This window comes from Oceanitalea stevensii (assembly GCF_014837105.1).
In the GTDB taxonomy this organism is placed as follows: Bacteria; Actinomycetota; Actinomycetes; order Actinomycetales; family Actinomycetaceae; genus Oceanitalea; species Oceanitalea stevensii.
The window spans coordinates 11739-30720 of record NZ_JACSPO010000005.1 but is presented as its reverse complement, the minus strand read 5'-3'; the positions used below and the strand labels follow the sequence as shown (position 1 = coordinate 30720).

The following is an 18982-nucleotide window of genomic DNA, read 5'->3' as shown; positions in this document are numbered from 1 at the left end:
CCTCCACAACGTCGTGGGGATCGCCGGGCCGGCAGTCCCCGTGGCCGCCGGCCCGGCCCACCTCGTCCGGCCGTCCCCGGTGCTTGCACTCTCGGGTGGAGAGTGCCAAGATCGAGTTAGCACTCTCGTGCCGAGAGTGACAACAGACTCGGGCCGCTCAGTGAGGTCCGCGAGCCGGCGGGACGTGACCGCCCGGCGTGCGGGCCGTCCGTCGCGGGCACTGGCCGACCCAGCCACGCTACAAGCGGAGGATCTATCCCCATGGCAAAGATCATTGCCTTTGACGAGGAGGCCCGTCGCGGTATGGAGCGCGGGCTGAACCAGCTCGCCGACACCGTGAAGGTCACGCTCGGCCCCAAGGGCCGCAACGTCGTGCTCGAGAAGAAGTGGGGCGCCCCCACGATCACCAACGACGGCGTGTCCATCGCCAAGGAGATCGAGCTCGAGGAGCCCTTCGAGAAGATCGGCGCCGAGCTGGTCAAGGAGGTCGCGAAGAAGACCGACGACGTCGCCGGTGACGGCACGACGACGGCCACCGTCCTCGCCCAGGCGCTCGTCCGCGAGGGCCTGCGCAACGTGGCCGCCGGCGCGAACCCCATCGCGCTGCGCCGCGGCATCGACACGGCCGTCAAGGCCGTCATCGAGCAGCTCTTCGCCCAGGCGAAGCCGGTCGACTCCAAGGCGCAGATCGCCGCCACCGCCGCGATCTCCGCCGGCGACCCGGCCATCGGCGAGCTCATCGCCGAGGCCATCGACAAGGTGGGCGCCGAGGGCGTCATCACCGTCGAGGAGTCCCAGACCTTCGGCCTGGAGCTCGAGCTCACCGAGGGCATGCGTTTCGACAAGGGCTACATCTCGCCCTACTTCGTCACCGACGCCGAGCGCCAGGAGGCCGTCCTCGAGGACGCCTACGTCCTGCTCGTGGAGTCCAAGATCTCCAACGTCAAGGACCTGCTGCCGCTCCTGGAGAAGGTCATCCAGTCCGGCAAGCCGCTCGTCATCATCTCCGAGGACGTCGAGGGCGAGGCCCTGGCCACGCTCGTCGTCAACAAGATCCGCGGCACCTTCAAGTCCGTCGCCGTCAAGGCCCCGGGCTTCGGCGACCGCCGCAAGGCGATGCTGCAGGACATGGCCATCCTCACCGGTGGTCAGGTCATCTCCGAGACCGTCGGCCTCAAGCTCGAGACCGCCGAGCTCGACCTCCTGGGCCAGGCCCGCAAGGTCGTCGTCACCAAGGACGAGACGACCATCGTCGAGGGCGCCGGCAACCCCGACCAGATCGAGGGCCGCGTCGCGCAGATCCGCGCCGAGATCGAGAACTCCGACTCGGACTACGACCGCGAGAAGCTCCAGGAGCGCCTCGCCAAGCTCGCCGGCGGCGTCGCCGTCCTCAAGGCGGGCGCGGCCACCGAGGTGGAGCTCAAGGAGCGCAAGCACCGCATCGAGGACGCGGTCCGCAACGCCAAGGCCGCCCAGGAGGAGGGCATCGTCGCCGGTGGTGGCGTCGCCCTCATCCAGGCCGCCAAGGACGCCTTCGAGGGCGACCTCGGCCTCACGGGTGACGAGGCGACCGGCGCGAACATCGTCAAGGTGGCCGTCGACGCCCCGCTCAAGCAGATCGCCGTCAACGCCGGCCTCGAGGGCGGCGTCGTGGCGGAGAAGGTCCGCCACCTCCCCGCGGGCCAGGGCCTCAACGCCGCCACCGGCGACTACGAGGACCTCCTGGCGGCCGGGATCGCCGACCCGGTCAAGGTGACGCGCTCCGCCCTGGAGAACGCCGCCTCGATCGCGGGCCTGTTCCTCACCACCGAGGCCATCGTGGCCGACAAGCCGGAGAAGTCGTCCGGCGCCCCGGCCGGTGGCGACGACATGGGCGGCATGGGCGGGTTCTGATCCCACCCGGGGGCTGACCGGCCACGCCGGCCTACCCCCACCCCCTGACAGCACCGACAGCCGGACTCCTCCCAGGAGGAGTCCGGCTGTCGGCGTTCCCGGCGAGCGGGCGGCCGGGGCCGGGCGGCGTGGACAATGGGGCGGGCGGTGCGCCGGCACCGCGAGGACGGAGGCGGAGCGTGGCGGTCCTGCTCGACACCCCGCGCTGGCCCGCGCACGGCACCGTGTGGGCGCACCTCGTCTCCGACACGAGCCTGGCCGAGCTCCACGCCTTCGCAGCCCGGTGTGGCGTCCCCCGGCGCTCCTTCGACCTCGACCACTACGACGTGCCCGCCGCCCGGCACGCCGAGCTCGTCGCGGCCGGTGCGCAGCACGTCGAGGGCCGGGAGCTCGTCCGTCGCCTGCGTGCCAGTGGGCTGCGCGTGCGCGCCACCGAGCGCCCCGCGCGCAGCGAGGTCGCCCGGCGCTGGGCCGAGCTGCTGCCCGGGCACCCCGCGGTGGGGGAGGAGCTCGCCGTCCGCTGGAGCGAGCCGCACCGCGTCTACCACGGCGTGGGCCACCTGCTCGAGGTCCTCGACCGGCTCCGGCTCCTCGCCGACGGCGGGGAGCAGGTGGGCCGCGCCGTCGTCCTGGCGGCGTGGTGCCACGACGCCGTCCATGCCGGCGCCACCCCCGCCGACGAGGAGGCCTCCGCCGCGCTGGCCTCCACGCTCCTCGGCCCGGTCGTCGGCGAGGCCGGGGCGGCCGAGGTGTCCCGTCTCGTCCGAATCACCGCCGACCACGCCCCCGGCCCGGACGACGCCCCGGGCCGGGTGCTGTGCGACGCCGACCTCGGGGTGCTCGGCGGCACGCCCGAGGCCTACCTCCGCTACACCGGGCAGGTGCGCGCCGAGTACCGCCACGTGCCCGAGCCGGACTTCCGGCGCGGGCGCGCGGCCGTGCTCACGCGCCTGCTCGACCGCCCCCGCCTCTACGCCACGCCCACCGGGGCCCGGCTGTGGGAGGCCGCCGCCCGCCGCAACGTCGGCGCCGAGCTCGTCCGGCTGCGCGCCGGCTGAGCGGGTCGCTTCCCCGGAGGAGTCCGACCGTCGGCGGTGAGGGGGTTCCTGGGCAGGACGCCTCCCGGAGAAATCCGGCTGTCGGCGGTGAGGGTGCTGGACGGACTCAGCGGGCGAAGAGCCCGTGCGCGCTGGTCTCGGCGTCCGCGTAGGTGCGGGCCGCCAGGTCCAGGGCCTCGGTGATCTGGGCGAGCGACTGCTCGACCACCTGCTGGGTGGCTCGCCACTCCTGGGCGACACCCGCGAAGCTCTCCGCCGCGGCGCCGCTCCACGTGCTCTGGAGGTCCAGCAGCTGCGTCATCATCCCCGCGACCTCCGCGTGGATGGTGCCCGCACTGGCCCGGGCGCGCGCGGCGGCCGCCTCCACCTCGACACTGTCGACCTCGAAGCGGGTCATCGTCGTCTCCCTCCGTCGGCCGCACCCTCGTGGCGCGGCGCTGAGGACGACGCTAGGAGCGCGGCAGCTTGGGCGGGGGCCGGAACAGCGCACTTGGGGACGGCGGCGCCTCGTCCGGGAGCTGTGCGGCAGCGCGCTCGCGCCGCTTGCGCCGGATCCGGCGCCGCAGCTCGAACTCCGGGTCCCGCTCGATGCCCGACAGCACCGTCCCGCCGTCCTCGGCCTGGTCGGTCTCGTCCGGCCTTGCGGCAGCCGCGGGCGGGGTGTCCGGAGCCGGCGCGGTGGCCGGCGCCTGGGCCGACGGTGCGGGAGGTGCGGTGGGCGCGGGCGCGTCGCGACGGTCCGCAGCCGCCTCACCCCGGCCGGACGCCGCGGCCGGCGGGACAGGCGCGGCGGTGCCGCGGCTCGGCCAGCTGGTCGCGGAACCGTGCCGGGGGGCGCACTCCTCGGCCGGCTGCTCCGTGCCGCCCAGCTGGGTGAGCCGGGCTCGCAGGTGGCTGAGCTCGGCCGTGAGATTCTCCCGGGCCGGCTCCTCCCACGACAGGCTGAAAGGGCTGACGAAGAGCCGCCGCCGCTGCAGCAGCCGGGTGAGGATCGCCAGCCGCGAGGCGACGTAGTCCGTCTCGGGGATGTGGGCGTACTCCTCACGGATCGCCCGGCGGTAGGCGGCGTAGCGCTGCGGCTCGACGGCGAGGGTGCCGAGGTCGGCGTCGCACAGGGCGAGCGCGTCGACGTCGTGCTCGTCGGCGTCGTGCCGGGCAAGGGCCTGGACCAGCCCCTGGACCCGCTCGGTCACCGCGTCCGGGACGCCGAGCGCGGCGAGCTGCTCGCCGGCCAGCGCGGCGCTCGCCACCTCGTCCTCCCCGCCGCGGCGGGCGTAGGCCACCTGGGCCGAGCTGTTGAAGACCGCGCCGTGGTACCAGGCCGCCAGGCGGACGACGTCGGGGACGTGCGTCTCCTCGGCGAGCTCGTCGACCCGGGCGAGGACGTCGATGAGGTGACGCAGGTTGTGGAAGCGGCGCTCCGGCTCCTGCCAGCGCTCCACGAGCTCACGCGCGGTGCGCTGGATCTGCTCGCGCGGAGCGGTCGCACCGACGGCGACAGCACTGCGCACGAACGCGGAGACGAGCCACTGTGGCGCGTCGGCGAGGCTCACCCGGCCCTCCCCTCATCGACTGGCCATCGTAGACCCGTCCGCGGGGCGCGTCAGCCGGGACCTCGGTACGAGTGCCGGCTGGTGGCGATCACGTAGCCTGGCGGAATGCTGGACAACGTGCCCGCGACGGTCCTCACCGTCTCCACCCGGTGCAGCCGGGGGGAGCGCACGGACGAGTCCGGCCCCCTCGCCGTACGGCTGCTCGCCGATCTCGGCTGCGCCGTCGGGCCCGTGCGCGTCGTGCCGGACGGCGAGGAGCCCGTGCGTGAGGCGCTGCGGACCGCGCTCGCCGACGGCGCCCGGGTCGTCCTCACCACCGGAGGCACGGGCGTGAGCCCCACCGACCGCACCCCCGAGGCCACCGGCCCGCTGCTCGAGCGCGAGCTCACCGGGGTCGCCGAGGCCGTACGCCGTCACGGGACCGCACCCGCCGCCGTCCTCAGCCGTGGGCTCGTCGGCACCGTGGGGAGCGCCGTCGTCGTCAACGCGCCGGGCAGCACGGGCGGGGTGAGCGACACGGTCGCCGTCGTCGGCCCGCTCCTGGGCCACATCCTCGACCAGCTGGACGGGGGCGACCACTGATGGGGGACGTCATGCTCACCGCGATGAGCGAGGAGCCGCTGGACCTGGCGGCCCACCTCGCCGCCGTGTCGACCTCCGCCACGGGCGCCGTCGCCACCTTCACCGGGCAGGTCCGCGACCACAGCCCTGACGCCGCGGGGCCCGTCGTCCGGCTCGAGTACAGCGCCCACCCGGACGCCGCACAGGCCCTCGCGCAGATCGCGGCGGAGGTCGTCGCCGCGCACGACGACGTCCGCGTCGCGGTCAGCCACCGCACCGGCGTCCTCGACGTGGGCGACGTCGCGATCCTCGCCTGCGCCGCCAGCTCCCACCGCGACCTCGCCTTCACCGTGTGCCGCGAGCTCGTCGAGCAGGTCAAGGCCCGGCTGCCCGTGTGGAAGAAGCAGGTCCTGGACGACGGCAGCCACACGTGGGTGGGATCGGCATGAGCGTGACGATCTCCCCCGAGCTGCGCCGGCCGCTGGTCGACCGCTTCGGCCGCGTGCACACCGACCTGCGCATCTCCCTCACCGACAAGTGCTCGCTGCGGTGCACGTACTGCATGCCGGCCGAGGGCGTGCCGTGGCTGCACCGCGACTCCATCCTCACGACCGACGAGCTCGTCCGGGTGGCCGAGGTCGCGGCGGCGCTCGGGATCGCCACGGTCCGGCTCACCGGCGGGGAGCCGCTGCTGCGCAAGGACGTCGTCGACGTCGTCGCCCGGCTGGCGCGGGTCGCCGGACCGGCGGGGCCGCTCGAGCTGTCGATGACGACGAACGGGCTGCTGCTGCCCAAGCTGGCGCAGGGCCTGGCGGACGCCGGCCTGCTGCGCGTCAACATCAGTCTCGACACCCTGCGGGCGGACCGCTTCCACGAGCTCACCCGGCGCGACCGCTTCACCGACGTCCTCGACGGCATCGAGGCCGCCCGCGACGCCGGCCTGGCGCCCATCAAGATCAACACCGTCGCGATGCGGGACGTCAACGAGGACGAGATCGTCGACCTCGCCCGCTTCGCCGTCGAGCGGGGTCTGGAGCTGCGCTTCATCGAGCAGATGCCGCTGGACGCCGGGCACGTGTGGTCGCGGGTCAGGATGGTCACCGGTGAGGAGATCCTCGACCGGCTCGCCACGGAGTTCACCCTCACGCCGCTGCCCGGCCGTGCCTCCGCGCCGGCCGAGCGCTTCCTCCTCGACGCCGGGCCCACGAGCGTGGGCGTCATCCGCTCGGTGACCAAGCCCTTCTGCGGGACCTGCGACCGCGTGCGGATCACCGCCGACGGTCAGCTGCGCAACTGCCTGTTCTCCCGGGAGGAGTCCGACCTCCTCACCCCGCTGCGCGGCGGCGGCAGCGACGACGACCTCGCCCGCGTGCTCCACCGCTGCATCACCGGCAAGCTGCCGGGCCACGGGATCAACGACCCCGGCTTCCTCCAGCCCGACCGCCCCATGAGCGCCATCGGCGGCTGACCGCCCCCCACCCCGACCCCCGCACATGGGCGATCCCTGCGATCGGAGAGCGCTTCCTTGTCGCAGGAATCGGTCATATGGGGAGTTCTGGGGGCTCTGGGTCAGCCGCCGGCGAAGGGCGGCAGGACGTCGACGACGTCGCCCGCGGCGACCGGGGCGTCGTCCTCGCTGCGGACGCCGTTGACGAGCACCGAGCACCGCTCGAGCACCCGCCCCAGGCGCTCGCCGTGCCGCTCGGCCAGGGCGGCCCGCAGCTCGCCCACGCTCGCCGGCTCGACCGGCTCCTGCTCGCGTCCGGCCGCCTCGGCGGCTGCCGCGAAGTACCGCACCGTGCTCATCGTGCCTCCTCCGTGCCGGGCCGGCGCCACTCACCCGAGCGGCCACCGGACTTCGCCACCAGCTGGACGTCGGTGATCGTCACCGAGCGGTCCAGCCCCTTGACCATGTCGACGACGTTGAGCGCCGCGACGCTCACCGCCGTCAGCGCCTCCATCTCCACCCCGGTGCGGTCCGCGGTGCGGACGGTCGCGGTGATCGCGACGCCGTCGTCCTCGACCTCGACGTCCACCGTCACGCCGTGCACGCCGATGACGTGGGCGAGCGGCAGCAGCTCGGGGGTGCGCTTGGCGGCCGCGATGCCCGCGACCCGGGCGACGGCGAGGACGTCGCCCTTGGGCACCGTGCCCTTGCGCAGGGTGCGGACCAGCTCGGGGGAGCAGCGCACCCGGCCGGTGGCGGTCGCGGCGCGGACCGTCGGGCTCTTCTCGGTGACGTCGACCATCCGCGCGTGACCGCTGGGGTCGAGGTGGGTGAAGGTCATGGGCCCAGCGTCTCACCGTTCCCCGCCGCGGGGCACGGGACGTTCGACGTGCCCGGCGCTCGCAGCGGCCTCCTACAGTGGGGCCCATGCCACTCCCGCCGCTCGTCCCGCCGGGTCCCCCGCTCGAGCGCGAGCAGGTGCTGCGCTACTCCCGCCACCTGCTGCTCGAGCAGCTCGGGGAGCTCGGGCAGCGCCGGCTGCGGGCGGCGCGGGTGCTCGTCATGGGCGCCGGCGGGCTCGGCTCGCCGATCCTCCACTACCTCGCCGCCGCGGGCGTCGGGCACGTCGGGATCGTCGACGACGACGTCGTCGAGGCCACCAACCTCCAGCGTCAGGTGCTCCACACGACGGCGGACGTCGGGCGGCCCAAGGTCGACTCGGCCGCCGAGCACGTCCGTGCCCTCAACGACGACGTCGCCGTGACCCGCCACCACCTCCGGCTGGACGCGACCAACGCCCGCGAGGTCATCGGCGGCTACGACCTCGTCCTCGACGGCACCGACAACTTCCCCACCCGCTACCTCGTCGCCGACGTCTGCGCGGACCTCGGCCTGCCGCTCGTGTGGGGCTCGATCCTGCGCTTCGACGCGCAGGTCGCGGTCTTCTGGTCCCGCCCGCCCCGGGACGCCGGCTACCCCGCGGTGACGCTGCGCGACCTCTTCCCCGCCCCGCCGCCGCCGGGCGCGACGCCCTCGTGCGGGCAGGCCGGGGTGCTCGGGGCGATGTGCGGCCAGGTCGGCTCCCTCATGGCGGCCGAGGCGGTCAAGCTCGTCACCGGCGTCGGCGAGCCGCTCCTCGGACGGGTGGCCGTCCTCGACGTCCTCGCCGCCCGGTGGAGCGAGCTGCCGCTGCGTCCGCAGCCGCGCCCCCTCGTCCCGTCCTCCCGCGCCGAGCTCGGCTACGACCCGCTCGGGCTGCCCGTCACCGCCCACGCCGCCGCGGTCCTCGCCGCCGAGCCGGAGCCGGCCGCCGACGAGACCGGTCCCACGCTCACCGCCCGCGACCTCGCCGCCCGGCTCGCCGCCCGCGAGCGCGGGGATGACCACTTCGTCCTCCTCGACGTCCGGGAGCCGACCGAGCGGGCCATCGTCCAGATCCCCGGCGCGGTCACCGTCCCGCTCGAGCGGCTCGTCGCCGACCCGCTCGCGGCCGCGGCGGTCGGGGTCGAGCCGGGCACCGCCGTCGTCGTCCACTGCCTGTCGGGCGGGCGCTCGGCGCAGGCCCAGCGCATCCTGCTCGGGGCCGGGTACACCGACGTCACGAACCTCGACGGCGGCGTCCGTGCGTGGGTGGCCGACGTCGACCCGAGCCTGCCGGTCTACTGAGGGGACTGCCCGTGATCACCGTCGAGGAGTACCAGGAGCGCGTGCTCGGCCAGGTCGAGCCGCTGGCCCCGCGGCGCGTGCCGGTCGCGGAGGCCCACGGGCTGCGGCTCGCGCAGGACGTCACCGCGGTGCTCGCGGTGCCGCCCTTCGACAACTCCGCGATGGACGGCTTCGCCGTCCGGGCCGCCGACCTCGCCGGCGCCGCGGAGGACTCGCCCGTGGCACTGCCGGTGGACGGCGACGTCCCCGCCGGCACGACCGAGCCCACGCCCGTGGGCGCGGGACGGGCCGTGCGGATCATGACGGGTGCGCCGCTGCCGCCCGGCGCGGACGCCGTCGTGCCCGTCGAGCTCAGTGACCAGCCGCCCGGCGCCACCGCCCTGCCCGACCGGGTGCTCCTCCGCCGCGCGCCCGCACCCGGTGCGCACGTGCGCCGCCGCGGGGAGGACGTCCGCCCGGGAGACGTCGTCCTCGGCGCCGGGACGGTCCTGGCCGCCACGCACCTGTCCGCCGCCGTCTCCGCGGGGCACGGCGAGCTCGACGTCCACCCGCGCCCGCGGGTCGGCGTGCTCGCCACCGGCGACGAGCTGTGCCCGCCCGGCACCGACCCCGGGCCCGGCCGCATCCCCGACTCCAACAGCCTGCTCGTCGCGGGCCTCGTGCGGGAGGCGGGCGGGCAGCCCGTCCCGCTCGGGTCCGTCGGTGACGACCCCGAGGCGCTGCGCGGGGTCGTCGAGGCGGCGCTGCCCGGCCTCGACGCGCTCGTCACCTCCGGCGGCGTCAGCGTCGGCACCAAGGACGTCGTCAAGGCGGCGCTGACCGACGAGCTCGACTTCACCACCGTGGCGATGCAGCCCGGCAAGCCGCAGGGCTTCGGGCTGCTCGGGGGACGGGTGCCGGTCTTCGCGCTGCCCGGCAACCCGGTGAGCGTCATGGTCTCCTTCCACGTCCACGTGGCCCCCGCCCTGCGGCGGCTGCTCGGGCAGCCCGCGCGCGTGCCGCTCGCCACCGCCCGCGCGGCCGTCGGCTGGCGCTGCCCGCCCGGCCGGCGCCAGTACCTGCCGGTCCTCGTCGACGACGGCCCGGTGCCCTCCGTGCGTCCCGCCACCGCGGGCGGGTCCGGCTCCCACCTCGTCGCCTCCCTCGCGGCCGCGCAGGCGCTCGCCGTCGTCGCGGAGGACGTCGACGCCGTCGCCCCCGGGGACAAGGTCGGGCTGCTCCGGTGGTCCTAGCCCACGACGCCGTCGTGCTGGCCGGGGGGACCGGGCGGCGGCTCGGTGGGGTGCTCAAGCCGCAGGTCGAGGTCGGGGGACGGCGCCTGCTCGACCACGTGCTCGACGCGACGGCGGCGGCGAGCCGCGTCGTCGTCGTCGCGCCCGAGGCGGTGCCCGTGCCCGACGGCGTGACCCGCACCCTGGAGGACCCGCCCCACGGCGGGCCGGTCGCCGGGGTCGTCGCCGGTCTGCGTGCGCTGGGGGAGGGGGAGGCGCTCGTCCTCGTGCTCGCCTGCGACCTGCCGGGGGCCGCGGCCGCCGTGCCGCGCCTGCTCGCCGCGGCGGAGGAACGGGGCACCGACGTGGACGGGGTGGTGCTGAGCGACGACGGGGGGCGCGAGCAGTGGCTGCTGGGGCTCTACGTGCGCTCCGCGCTCGAGGCCGCCGTCGCGTCCGTCGCCGCTGCCGGCGGGGTGCGCGGCGCGCCGGTGCGGGCCCTGGTGGGCCCGCTGCGGCTCCTCGCGGTCCCGGCCGCGGAGGGTGAGGTGCGCGACATCGACACGTGGGCGGACCGCGCCGACTACCTCCGGAGAAATACCGGGAGAAATACCACCGACCACTCGGTCGAATGAACCTTAAAGTCATGCCCGTGGCCCATAACTGAAATGGTGCTCAAGGGGGAGGTCAAGCACCGAGAAACGCGTGCATAATCGGCCCCGGGGCAGGTCGCTCGGCCCGCCCGGACGGGAGGGCACGTGAGCACGGACGACGTCGCAACGAGGCAGGCGGAGGGTGCCGCCCGGTCACCGGGTCTCATGCTCGCGCTGGCCACCGTGGGTTTCCTGGTGAACTTCTGGGCCTGGAACCTCATCGCCCCGCTGGGCAACACCTACGGCGGGGAGCTCGACCTCACCGCCTTCCAGGTCTCGGTCGTCGTCGCCGTGCCGGTCATCGTCGGCTCGCTCGGGCGAATTCCCGTCGGCGCCCTCACCGACCGCTTCGGCGCACGCGTGATGTTCCCGGCCGTCAGCCTCGTGACGATCATCCCGACGCTTTTCGTCGGCTTCGTCGCCAACAGCTTCGCGATGCTCATCATCGGCGGGTTCTTCCTCGGGATCGGCGGCACCGCGTTCGCCGTCGGGGTGCCCTTCGTCAACGCCTGGTACCCGCCGGCGCGCCGCGGCCTGGCCCTGGGGATCTTCGGGATGGGCACGGCGGGCACCGCCGTCGCCGCCTTCACCACCGTCAACATCGCCGACGACTACGGCCGTCCCGCCCCCTACGTGCTCGTCGCCGTCGTCCTCGCCGTGTACGCCGTCGTCGCCTGGGTCGTGCTCCGTGACTCGCCCGCCCGCCCGCCGGCGTCCACCGACTCGATGCTGCGCCGCACGTGGACCACCCTGAAGATCCCTGCCACCCTCCAGCTCTCGCTCATCTACGCGATGGGTTTCGGCGGGTTCGTCGCCTTCAGCGTCTACCTGCCGACCTACCTCATCAACGACTTCGGCCTCGACCGCTCCGACGCGTCCTTCCGCACCGCCGGCTTCATCGTGCTCGCCGTCGTCGCGCGGCCGATCGGCGGCTGGCTGTCCGACCGCTTCCACCCGGTCCCGGTCCTCACCGTGTGCTTCGTCGTCGCCGGAGCGATGGCCGTGCTCGCCGCGCTGCGCCTGGAGCTGCTCCCCGCGGGCACGGTGGCCTTCCTCGCGATGGCCGCCACACTGGGGGCGGCCTCCGGCGCCTGCTTCGCGCTCGTCGCGCGGGTCGCGCCGCCCGGGACGGTCGGCTCGGTGACGGGCATCGTCGGCGCGGCCGGTGGCCTCGGCGGCTTCTTCCCGCCCCTCGTCATGGGCGCCGTCTACGGCGCGACCGACGCCTACACCCTCGGCTTCGCCCTCCTCGCGCTCAGCGCGCTGGGCGTCGCCGCCTTCTGCTGGTGGCCGGTCCGCCGCGCCTCCCGACCGACCACGGAAAGGACCACGCGATGACGACGACGAGACCGGAGAAGCCGCAGACCGCGGCCACCGACGCGCTGCTCAAGCTCGGGACCTTCCTGCGCCGCGGGGAGGCCTCCGAGGACCTGTCCCGCCTCTTCCTCAAGGGCGGGCGGGAGGGCGACTCCTTCTACCGCGACCGCTGGAGCCACGACAAGGTCGTCCGCTCCACCCACGGCGTCAACTGCACCGGCTCCTGCTCGTGGAAGGTGTACGTCAAGGACGGCATCATCACGTGGGAGGCCCAGCAGACCGACTACCCCACCACGGGCCCGGACAAGCCGGAGTACGAGCCCCGCGGCTGCCCGCGCGGCGCCGCCTTCAGCTGGTACACCTACTCGCCCACCCGCGTGCGGTACCCCTACGTGCGCGGGAAGCTCCTGGGCTACTACCGCGAGGCCAAGGCGCGCCTGGGTGACCCCGTGCTCGCGTGGGCCGACGTCGTCGAGGACCCCGAGCGATCACGCAGCTACAAGAAGGCCCGCGGCCGCGGCGGCCTCGTGCGCGCCCAGTGGGAGGAGGTCATGGAGATCATGGCCGCCGCCCACGTCTACACGACCAAGCAGTACGGCCCGGACCGGCTGGCCGGCTTCACCGTCATCCCCGCGATGTCGCAGGTCTCCTACGGCGCCGGCACCCGTTTCCTCTCCCTCATGGGCGGCAACGTGCTGTCCTTCTACGACTGGTACGCCGACCTGCCGATGGCCTCCCCGCAGATCTTCGGGGACCAGACCGACGTGCCCGAGTCCGCCGACTGGTTCGACGCCGGCTACCTCATCATGTGGGGCTCGAACATCCCGGTGACCCGCACCCCGGACGCGCACTTCATGGTCGAGGCGCGCTACCGCGGCCAGAAGGTCGTGGGCATCTCCCCGGACTACGCCGACAACACGAAGTTCGCCGACGAGTGGCTCGCCGTCCACCCCGGCACCGACGGGGCGCTCGCCATGGGCATGGGCCACGTCATCCTGCGCGAGTTCCACGTCGACGACCCCGAGCCGTACTTCACCGACTACGTCACGCGGTACACCGACTCCCCGTTCCTCGTCTCCCTCGAGGAGCGCGACGGCGCCTACGTCCCGGGCAAGTTCCTCACGGCCGCGGACCTGCCCGAGCACGCCGGCACCGAGAACGCGGCCTTCAAGACCGTGATGATGGACGACGACGGCGCCCCCTTCGTCCCGAAGGGCACCCTCGGTGACCGCTTCGGGGACGAGGGCAAGGGCCGCTGGAACCTCGACCTCGAGGGTCACGACCCGCTCCTGTCCGTCCAGGGGGAGGGCGCCGGCGCCGTCGAGGTGCTCCTGCCGCGCTTCGACGTCGCGCCCGGCCAGGAGACCGGCGAGGTCGGCCTCCACGTCGGTGGCACCGGCGTGCTGCGCCGCGGCGTGCCCGTCCGCGAGGTCGGCGGCCGGCTCGTCACGACCGTCTTCGACCTCCTCCTCGCCCAGTACGGCGTGAGCCGCCCGGGCCTGCCGGGGGAGTGGCCCGCGGGCTACGAGGACGCCACCCAGCCCGGCACGCCCGCCTGGGCCGCCGAGCACTCCGGCGTGCCGATCAGCGCCGTCATCCGCATCGGCCGGGAGTTCGCGGACAACGCCCGCCGCTCCAAGGGCCGCTCGATGATCGTCATGGGCGCCGGCACCAACCACTACTTCCACTCCGACACGATCTACCGCGCGATGATCGCCCTCGTCCAGCTCACCGGCTGCCAGGGCGTCAACGGCGGCGGCTGGGCGCACTACGTCGGCCAGGAGAAGGTCCGCCCGATCACCGGCTTCCAGCAGTACGCCTTCGGCCTCGACTGGCAGCGCCCCACCCGCCACATGATCTCGACCGCCTTCTGGTACCTCGGGACCGAGCAGTGGCGCTACGACGGCCTGCCCGCGCAGACGCTCACCTCACCGCTCGCCACCGGCAAGCTCGAGGGGATGACGACGGCGGACACCCTCGTCGAGGCGACCAAGCGCGGCTGGGTGCCGAGCTTCCCCACCTTCAACCGCAACCCCCTCGACCTCACCGACGAGGCGCAGGCCGCGGGCAAGGAGGTCGCCGAGCACATCGTCGACGAGCTGCGCGAGGGACGGCTCAGGTACGCCGTCGAGGACCCCGGCGCCCCGGAGAACTTCCCCCGGGTGCTCACCGTGTGGCGCTCCAACATCCTCGGCTCCTCCGGCAAGGGCAACGAGTACTTCATCAAGCACCTGCTCGGCGCGGAGTCCTCCGTGCGGGGCGAGCAGTCCCCGCCCGGACGCCGGCCCAGCTCGATGGTGTGGCGCGAGGAGGCCGCCGAGGGGAAGCTCGACCTCCTCACGACGATCGACTTCCGCAACACCTCGACGACGATCTACTCCGACATCGTCCTGCCGGCGGCCACCTGGTACGAGAAGCACGACATCTCGACGACGGACATGCACCCCTTCGTCAACTCCTTCAACCCGGCGATCTCCCCGCCCTGGCAGACCCGGACCGACTTCCGGATCTTCCAGGACCTCGCCGGGAAGGTCTCCGAGCTCAGCGTCGGGCACCTCGGGGCCCGGCGCGACGTCATCGCCGCGCCCCTCAACCACGACACCGCCGACGCCCTGGCCACCCCGCACGGCGCCGTCGCCCCGCTGGGGGAGACCCCGCTCGTGCCGGGTGTGACGATGCCCAAGCTCATCACCGTGGAGCGCGACTACACGAAGACCCTGGCGAAGTTCAACGCGCTCGGCCCGCTCACCGACACCCTCGGCATGCAGACCAAGGGGGTGAAGTTCATGCCGGACAAGGAGGTCGCCGACCTCGCCGCCCGCAACGGGCGCGTGGTCTCCGGGATCGCCAAGGGCCGCCCGTCACTGGACAAGGACACCAAGGCGATCGAGATGATCCTCGCCCTGTCCGGCACGACGAACGGGCGCCTGGCCACCCAGGGCTTCGAGGACATGGAGAAGCGCACCGGGACGAGGCTGGCGGACCTCGCCGCGGAGTCGGAGTCCGTGCGGGTGACGTTCACCGACGCCCAGACCCGCCCCACGAGCGTCGTCACCTCCCCGGAGTGGTCCGGCTCGGAGACCGGCGGGCGTCGCTACACCGCCTTCTCGACGAACGTCGAGCGGCTCAAGCCGTGGCACACGCTCACCGGGCGCATGCACTTCTACCTCGACCACGACTGGATGGAGGAGATGGGCGAGACGCTGCCCGTCTACCGCCCCCCGCTGGACATGCACCGCCTCTACGGGGACGCCGTTCCCGGGGACACCACCCCGACCGGTGACCCGGCAGCCGCCGGGCACGCGGAGGTCGCCGTCCGCTACCTCACGCCGCACTCGAAGTGGTCGATCCACTCCGAGTACCAGGACAACCTCTTCATGCTGTCCCTGTCCCGCGGCGGCTCGAACATCTGGATGTCCCCGCAGGACGCCGACAAGATCGGCGTCCGGGACAACGAGTGGATCGAGGCCTACAACCGCAACGGCGTCGTCGTCGCCCGCGCCGTCGTCTCCCACCGCATGCCCGAGGGCACGGTCTACATGCACCACGCGACCGAGCGCGTCGTCGACGTCCCCGTGGCGGAGACCTCCGGGCAGCGCGGCGGCATCCACAACTCCCTCACCCGCGTGCTCATGAAGCCCAGCCACCTCATCGGTGGGTACGCCCAGCTGGCGTACGCGTTCAACTACACCGGGCCCACCGGCAACCAGCGCGACGAGGTGACGGTCATCCGCCGTCGCAGCCAGGAGGTGCAGTACTGATGAAGGTCATGGCGCAGATGTCGATGGTGATGAACCTCGACAAGTGCATCGGCTGCCACACGTGCTCGGTCACGTGCAAGCAGGCGTGGACGAACCGGACCGGCACCGAGTACGTGTGGTTCAACAACGTCGAGACCCGCCCGGGCCTCGGGTACCCCCGCACCTACGAGGACCAGGAGGTCTGGGAGGGCGGCTGGACGCTCAACCGGCGCGGGAAGCTCAAGCTCAAGGCGGGCGGCCGGGCGAAGAAGCTCGCGACGATCTTCTCCAACCCGAAGATGCCGACCATCCACGACTACTACGAGCCGTGGACCTACGAGTACGACATGCTGCTCAACGCGCCCGCGGACTCCCGGCACACGCCCGTGGCTCGCCCGAAGTCGCTGCTCACCGGCGAGAACATCGACATCAAGTGGTCGGCCAACTGGGACGACATGCTCGGCGGCTCGACCGAGACGATGGCCGACGACCCGATCCTCAAGAAGATGAACACGCAGGTGAAGGCCGAGTTCGAAGAGACCTTCATGTTCTACCTGCCGCGCATCTGCGAGCACTGCCTCAACCCCTCGTGCGTCGCCTCCTGCCCGTCCGGCGCGATGTACAAGCGCGCCGAGGACGGCATCGTCCTCGTCGACCAGGACCAGTGCCGCGGCTGGCGCATGTGCGTGACCGGCTGCCCGTACAAGAAGGTCTACTTCAACCACCAGACCGGCAAGGCCGAGAAGTGCACGATGTGCTACCCGCGCATCGAGGCCGGCCTGCCCACCGTGTGCGCGGAGACCTGCGTGGGCCGGCTGCGCTACATCGGCCTGGTCCTCTACGACGCCGACCGCGTCGCCGAGGCCGCCGCGACCCCGAACGAGCACGACCTCCTCGCCGCCCAGCGCAGCGTCTTCCTCGACCCCTTCGACCCGGAGGTCGTCGCCGCGGCCCGCCGCGAGGGGATGCCCGAGGACTGGATCGAGGCGGCGCAGAGCTCCCCGATCTGGAAGCTCATCACCGAGTACGAGGTCGCGCTGCCGCTCCACCCGGAGTACCGCACGCTGCCGATGGTCTGGTACATCCCGCCGCTGAGCCCCGTCGTCGACGTCGTCACCGCCTCCGGCAACGACGGTGAGGACGCCAGGACGCTCCTCACCGCGCTGTCGACGATGCGGATCCCGCTCGAGTACCTCGCCGAGCTCTTCACGGCCGGGGACCCCGCCCCGGTCGAGCGGGTGCTGCGGCGCCTGGCCGCGATGCGGTCCTACATGCGCGACATCAACCTCGGCGAGGAGCCCAACGAGGCGACGGCCGCCGCCGTCGGGATGACGGGCGAGGAGATCGAGGCGATGTACCGCCTGCTCGCCATCGCCAAGTACGAGGATCGCTACGTCATCCCCTCCGCCCACGCCGAGATCAGCCGCGAGCTGGAGGAGATGGCCTGCTCGCTCGACGTCCACGGCGGCCCGGGCATGGGTGGCGGCGGGCCCTTCGGCACCGGCTCGGGACCCGACGTCCCGGCCACCGTGGAGAACTTCCACGCGCTCAAGGACCGGCAGACCTCGCCCCACTCGCCCTCGACGCCGGGGCGCACCAACCTGCTCAACTGGGACGGGCGCGGCGCGAGCGGGCTCTTCCCGCCCCGTGCCGACGAGAGCGAGGACGAGGTGAGCGGCAGCGCGAGCGTCGCCGTCGCCATCGACGACGCCCCCTCCGAGGGCGGGGAGGACCTGCACTCGGGCGACATCGACTCCGGCCCGGCCGTGTACGCCGAGGACCCCTACCCGGCCGGCGACCCCGGCCCGGAGGCCTTCGGCACCGACCGGGTGCGCGACCAGTCGCCCGGTGACGAGCCGCGTCCGGGGGCCACGCGATGAGCGGGTTCATCCGTGCCCCCGAGCTGACACCGCTCAAGCCGGTGCGGGTGAGCGACCGGGAGCGCGCGCTCGCGCACATGGCCGCCTCCATCCTCCTCGACTACCCGACGGCGGAGCGGCTCGCCGCGTACGGCACCGTCCGCGACGCCGTCGAGGACCTGCCGAGCCCGGTCCGCGAGCGGCTGTGGGGCTTCCTCGACCACGCGGCAGCCGTCGGTGACGAGGCGCTCGCGCAGGACTACGTCGCGACCTTCGACCTCAAGCGCAAGTGCTCGATGTACCTGTCCTACTTCCTCACCGGGGACACCCGGAAGCGGGGGACGGCGCTCGTGCGCTTCGTCGAGGCCTACCGGGCCGCCGGCTGGGAGGTCGACCGCCCCGAGCTGCCCGACTTCCTGCCGATCGTCCTGGAGTTCTCCGCCCTGGGCGACGGCGAGATCGCCGGCGGGCTGCTCGGCTCGCACCGGCAGGGCATCGAGGTGCTGCGCTCGGCGCTCACGACGATGTCCAGCCCGTGGGCCACCGTCGTCGAGGCCGTGTGCCTCACCCTGCCGCCGGTCACCGACGAGGTCCGCGACCGGTACCTCGAGCTCATCACGTCCGGGCCGCCGACCGAGATGGTCGGCCTCAACGCGCTGGGGCCCCTCGAGCCCTACTCGCCCGGTGGCGCCGCACAGATGGAGGTCAGGGCATGAACGGGCTCAACACGATCGCGTGGGTGGTCTTCCCCTACGTGTCGATGGCGGTCTTCGTCGTCGGCCTGCTGTGGCGCTACCGCTACGACAAGTTCGGCTGGACCACCCGGTCCTCCGAGCTCTACGAGCACGCGCTGCTGCGGCTCGGCTCGCCGCTGTTCCACTTCGGCATCCTCTTCGTCGCGGCCGGCCACTTCATGGGCCTGCTCATCCCCAAGAGCTGGACCGAGGCCGTGGGGATCGGGCAGGACTTCTACCACTTCATCGCCACGTACATGGGGGCGCTGGCCGGGATCATGACGGTCGTCGGCCTGTCGATCCTCATCTACCGGCGCCGCAAGACCGGGCCGGTGTTCCTCGCGACCACCCGCATGGACAAGTTCATGTACGTCCTGCTGGCCACGCCGATCGTCCTGGGCATGTGGGCCACCGTGCAGAACCAGATCCTCGCCGGCGGTCACGGCTACGACTACCGCGAGACGATCTCGCCGTGGCTGCGCTCGCTGTTCTACTTCCAGCCGCAGCCCGAGCTCATGGCCGACGTCCCCTTCCAGTTCAAGCTCCACATCGTCGCGGCCTTCCTGCTCTTCCTCGTGTGGCCCTTCACCCGCCTGGTGCACGCCTTCTCCGCGCCGGTGGGCTACTCGACGCGTCCGCTCGTCGTCTACCGCTCGCGCGGCTCCGCGGCGCGCGGCACCCGCGAGCCCGGGCGCGGCTGGGAGCCCGTGGGCACCCCGCAGGACCGCAAGCGCCGCCGCACCCCCACGAGCACCGACCTCTGACCCCAGTAACAACTCAGCGCTCGGCG

17 protein-coding genes are annotated in these 18982 nt (G+C 73.2%); 13 read left to right on the top strand and 4 right to left on the bottom strand.

Annotated features, from left to right (window positions below):
* Positions 1 to 261: 261 nt before the first annotated feature.
* Positions 262 to 1893: a chaperonin GroEL gene (gene groL, locus H9624_RS10145; protein WP_251839783.1), complete on the top strand. Its 1632-nt coding sequence runs from the start codon at positions 262 to 264 to the stop codon at positions 1891 to 1893.
* A 179-nt stretch (positions 1894 to 2072) separates the two neighbouring features.
* Positions 2073 to 2951 (top strand): DUF4031 domain-containing protein, encoded by an 879-nt coding sequence (locus H9624_RS10140; RefSeq protein ID WP_251839782.1) that lies wholly within the window; start codon positions 2073 to 2075, stop codon positions 2949 to 2951.
* A gap of 106 nt (positions 2952 to 3057) precedes the next feature.
* Here H9624_RS10140 and H9624_RS10135 read toward each other — a convergent pair whose 3' ends face one another.
* On the bottom strand, positions 3058 to 3348 hold the full coding sequence (locus H9624_RS10135; protein ID WP_251839781.1) for a WXG100 family type VII secretion target: 291 nt from the start codon (positions 3346 to 3348) through the stop codon (positions 3058 to 3060).
* 52 nt (positions 3349 to 3400) lie between these two features.
* A complete protein-coding gene (locus H9624_RS16910; protein ID WP_307784952.1) occupies positions 3401 to 4504 on the bottom strand; it encodes an HD domain-containing protein in 1104 nt (367 codons plus the stop codon).
* 105 nt (positions 4505 to 4609) lie between these two features.
* On the opposite strand from H9624_RS16910, the gene H9624_RS10125 reads away from it, so the two are divergent.
* The 3 genes from H9624_RS10125 to moaA are packed head-to-tail and all read left to right on the top strand — an operon-like array spanning position 4610 to position 6533.
* Positions 4610 to 5086, top strand: coding sequence for a MogA/MoaB family molybdenum cofactor biosynthesis protein (locus tag H9624_RS10125; protein WP_251839780.1), 477 nt, complete (start codon positions 4610 to 4612; stop codon positions 5084 to 5086).
* 23 nt (positions 5087 to 5109) lie between these two features.
* Positions 5110 to 5514: a molybdenum cofactor biosynthesis protein MoaE gene (locus tag H9624_RS10120; protein ID WP_286011076.1), complete on the top strand. Its 405-nt coding sequence runs from the start codon at positions 5110 to 5112 to the stop codon at positions 5512 to 5514.
* The gene (gene moaA, locus H9624_RS10115; RefSeq protein WP_251839778.1) at positions 5511 to 6533 is read left to right on the top strand and encodes a GTP 3',8-cyclase MoaA; all 1023 of its coding nucleotides are present in this window, start codon (positions 5511 to 5513) and stop codon (positions 6531 to 6533) included. The genes H9624_RS10120 and moaA overlap by 4 nt, the downstream gene beginning before the upstream one ends.
* Before the next feature lie 101 nt (positions 6534 to 6634).
* On the opposite strand, the gene H9624_RS10110 is transcribed toward moaA, so the two are convergent.
* Positions 6635 to 6871 (bottom strand): MoaD/ThiS family protein, encoded by a 237-nt coding sequence (locus H9624_RS10110; RefSeq protein WP_251839777.1) that lies wholly within the window; start codon positions 6869 to 6871, stop codon positions 6635 to 6637.
* A complete protein-coding gene (gene moaC / locus H9624_RS10105) occupies positions 6868 to 7353 on the bottom strand; it encodes a cyclic pyranopterin monophosphate synthase MoaC (RefSeq protein ID WP_251839776.1) in 486 nt (161 codons plus the stop codon). Before moaC ends, H9624_RS10110 begins: the two co-directional genes overlap by 4 nt.
* An 86-nt stretch (positions 7354 to 7439) precedes the next feature.
* On the opposite strand from moaC, the gene H9624_RS10100 reads away from it, so the two are divergent.
* The 8 genes from H9624_RS10100 to narI all read left to right on the top strand — a co-directional run bounded on the left by H9624_RS10100 (position 7440) and on the right by narI (position 18956).
* Positions 7440 to 8678, top strand: a complete 1239-nt coding sequence (locus H9624_RS10100) for a ThiF family adenylyltransferase (protein ID WP_251839775.1) — start codon at positions 7440 to 7442, stop codon at positions 8676 to 8678.
* Between the two features lie 11 nt (positions 8679 to 8689).
* Positions 8690 to 9910 carry a molybdopterin molybdotransferase MoeA gene (locus H9624_RS10095; RefSeq protein WP_251839774.1) on the top strand — a complete coding sequence of 407 codons (1221 nt, stop codon included), beginning with the start codon at positions 8690 to 8692 and terminating at the stop codon, positions 9908 to 9910.
* Positions 9901 to 10524: a molybdenum cofactor guanylyltransferase gene (gene mobA / locus H9624_RS10090; RefSeq protein WP_251839773.1), complete on the top strand. Its 624-nt coding sequence runs from the start codon at positions 9901 to 9903 to the stop codon at positions 10522 to 10524. Before H9624_RS10095 ends, mobA begins: the two co-directional genes overlap by 10 nt.
* A 183-nt stretch (positions 10525 to 10707) precedes the next feature.
* Positions 10708 to 11880, top strand: coding sequence for an MFS transporter (locus tag H9624_RS10085; protein WP_286011088.1), 1173 nt, complete (start codon positions 10708 to 10710; stop codon positions 11878 to 11880).
* A complete protein-coding gene (locus H9624_RS10080) occupies positions 11877 to 15620 on the top strand; it encodes a nitrate reductase subunit alpha (RefSeq protein ID WP_251839771.1) in 3744 nt (1247 codons plus the stop codon). The genes H9624_RS10085 and H9624_RS10080 overlap by 4 nt, the downstream gene beginning before the upstream one ends.
* A complete protein-coding gene (gene narH, locus H9624_RS10075; protein WP_286011075.1) occupies positions 15620 to 17479 on the top strand; it encodes a nitrate reductase subunit beta in 1860 nt (619 codons plus the stop codon). The genes H9624_RS10080 and narH overlap by 1 nt, the downstream gene beginning before the upstream one ends.
* Positions 17476 to 18174, top strand: a complete 699-nt coding sequence (gene narJ / locus H9624_RS10070; protein ID WP_251839770.1) for a nitrate reductase molybdenum cofactor assembly chaperone — start codon at positions 17476 to 17478, stop codon at positions 18172 to 18174. The genes narH and narJ overlap by 4 nt, the downstream gene beginning before the upstream one ends.
* On the top strand, positions 18171 to 18956 hold the full coding sequence (narI, locus tag H9624_RS10065) for a respiratory nitrate reductase subunit gamma (protein ID WP_251839769.1): 786 nt from the start codon (positions 18171 to 18173) through the stop codon (positions 18954 to 18956). The genes narJ and narI overlap by 4 nt, the downstream gene beginning before the upstream one ends.
* Positions 18957 to 18982: the final 26 nt, after the last annotated feature.

Bases quoted from the DNA above. Each gene is read 5' to 3' on its own strand.
- groL (WP_251839783.1), top strand. From the start codon at position 262: ATGGCAAAGATCATTGCCTTTGACGAGGAGGCCCGTCGCGGTATGGAG.
- H9624_RS10135 (WP_251839781.1), bottom strand. From the start codon at position 3,348: ATGACCCGCTTCGAGGTCGACAGTGTCGAGGTGGAGGCGGCCGCCGCG.
- H9624_RS10125 (WP_251839780.1), top strand. From the start codon at position 4,610: ATGCTGGACAACGTGCCCGCGACGGTCCTCACCGTCTCCACCCGGTGC.
- H9624_RS10120 (WP_286011076.1), top strand. From the start codon at position 5,110: ATGAGCGAGGAGCCGCTGGACCTGGCGGCCCACCTCGCCGCCGTGTCG.
- moaA (WP_251839778.1), top strand. From the start codon at position 5,511: ATGAGCGTGACGATCTCCCCCGAGCTGCGCCGGCCGCTGGTCGACCGC.
- H9624_RS10110 (WP_251839777.1), bottom strand. From the start codon at position 6,871: ATGAGCACGGTGCGGTACTTCGCGGCAGCCGCCGAGGCGGCCGGACGC.
- moaC (WP_251839776.1), bottom strand. From the start codon at position 7,353: ATGACCTTCACCCACCTCGACCCCAGCGGTCACGCGCGGATGGTCGAC.
- H9624_RS10100 (WP_251839775.1), top strand. From the start codon at position 7,440: ATGCCACTCCCGCCGCTCGTCCCGCCGGGTCCCCCGCTCGAGCGCGAG.
- H9624_RS10085 (WP_286011088.1), top strand. From the start codon at position 10,708: ATGCTCGCGCTGGCCACCGTGGGTTTCCTGGTGAACTTCTGGGCCTGG.
- H9624_RS10080 (WP_251839771.1), top strand. From the start codon at position 11,877: ATGACGACGACGAGACCGGAGAAGCCGCAGACCGCGGCCACCGACGCG.
- narH (WP_286011075.1), top strand. From the start codon at position 15,620: ATGAAGGTCATGGCGCAGATGTCGATGGTGATGAACCTCGACAAGTGC.
- narJ (WP_251839770.1), top strand. From the start codon at position 17,476: ATGAGCGGGTTCATCCGTGCCCCCGAGCTGACACCGCTCAAGCCGGTG.
- narI (WP_251839769.1), top strand. From the start codon at position 18,171: ATGAACGGGCTCAACACGATCGCGTGGGTGGTCTTCCCCTACGTGTCG.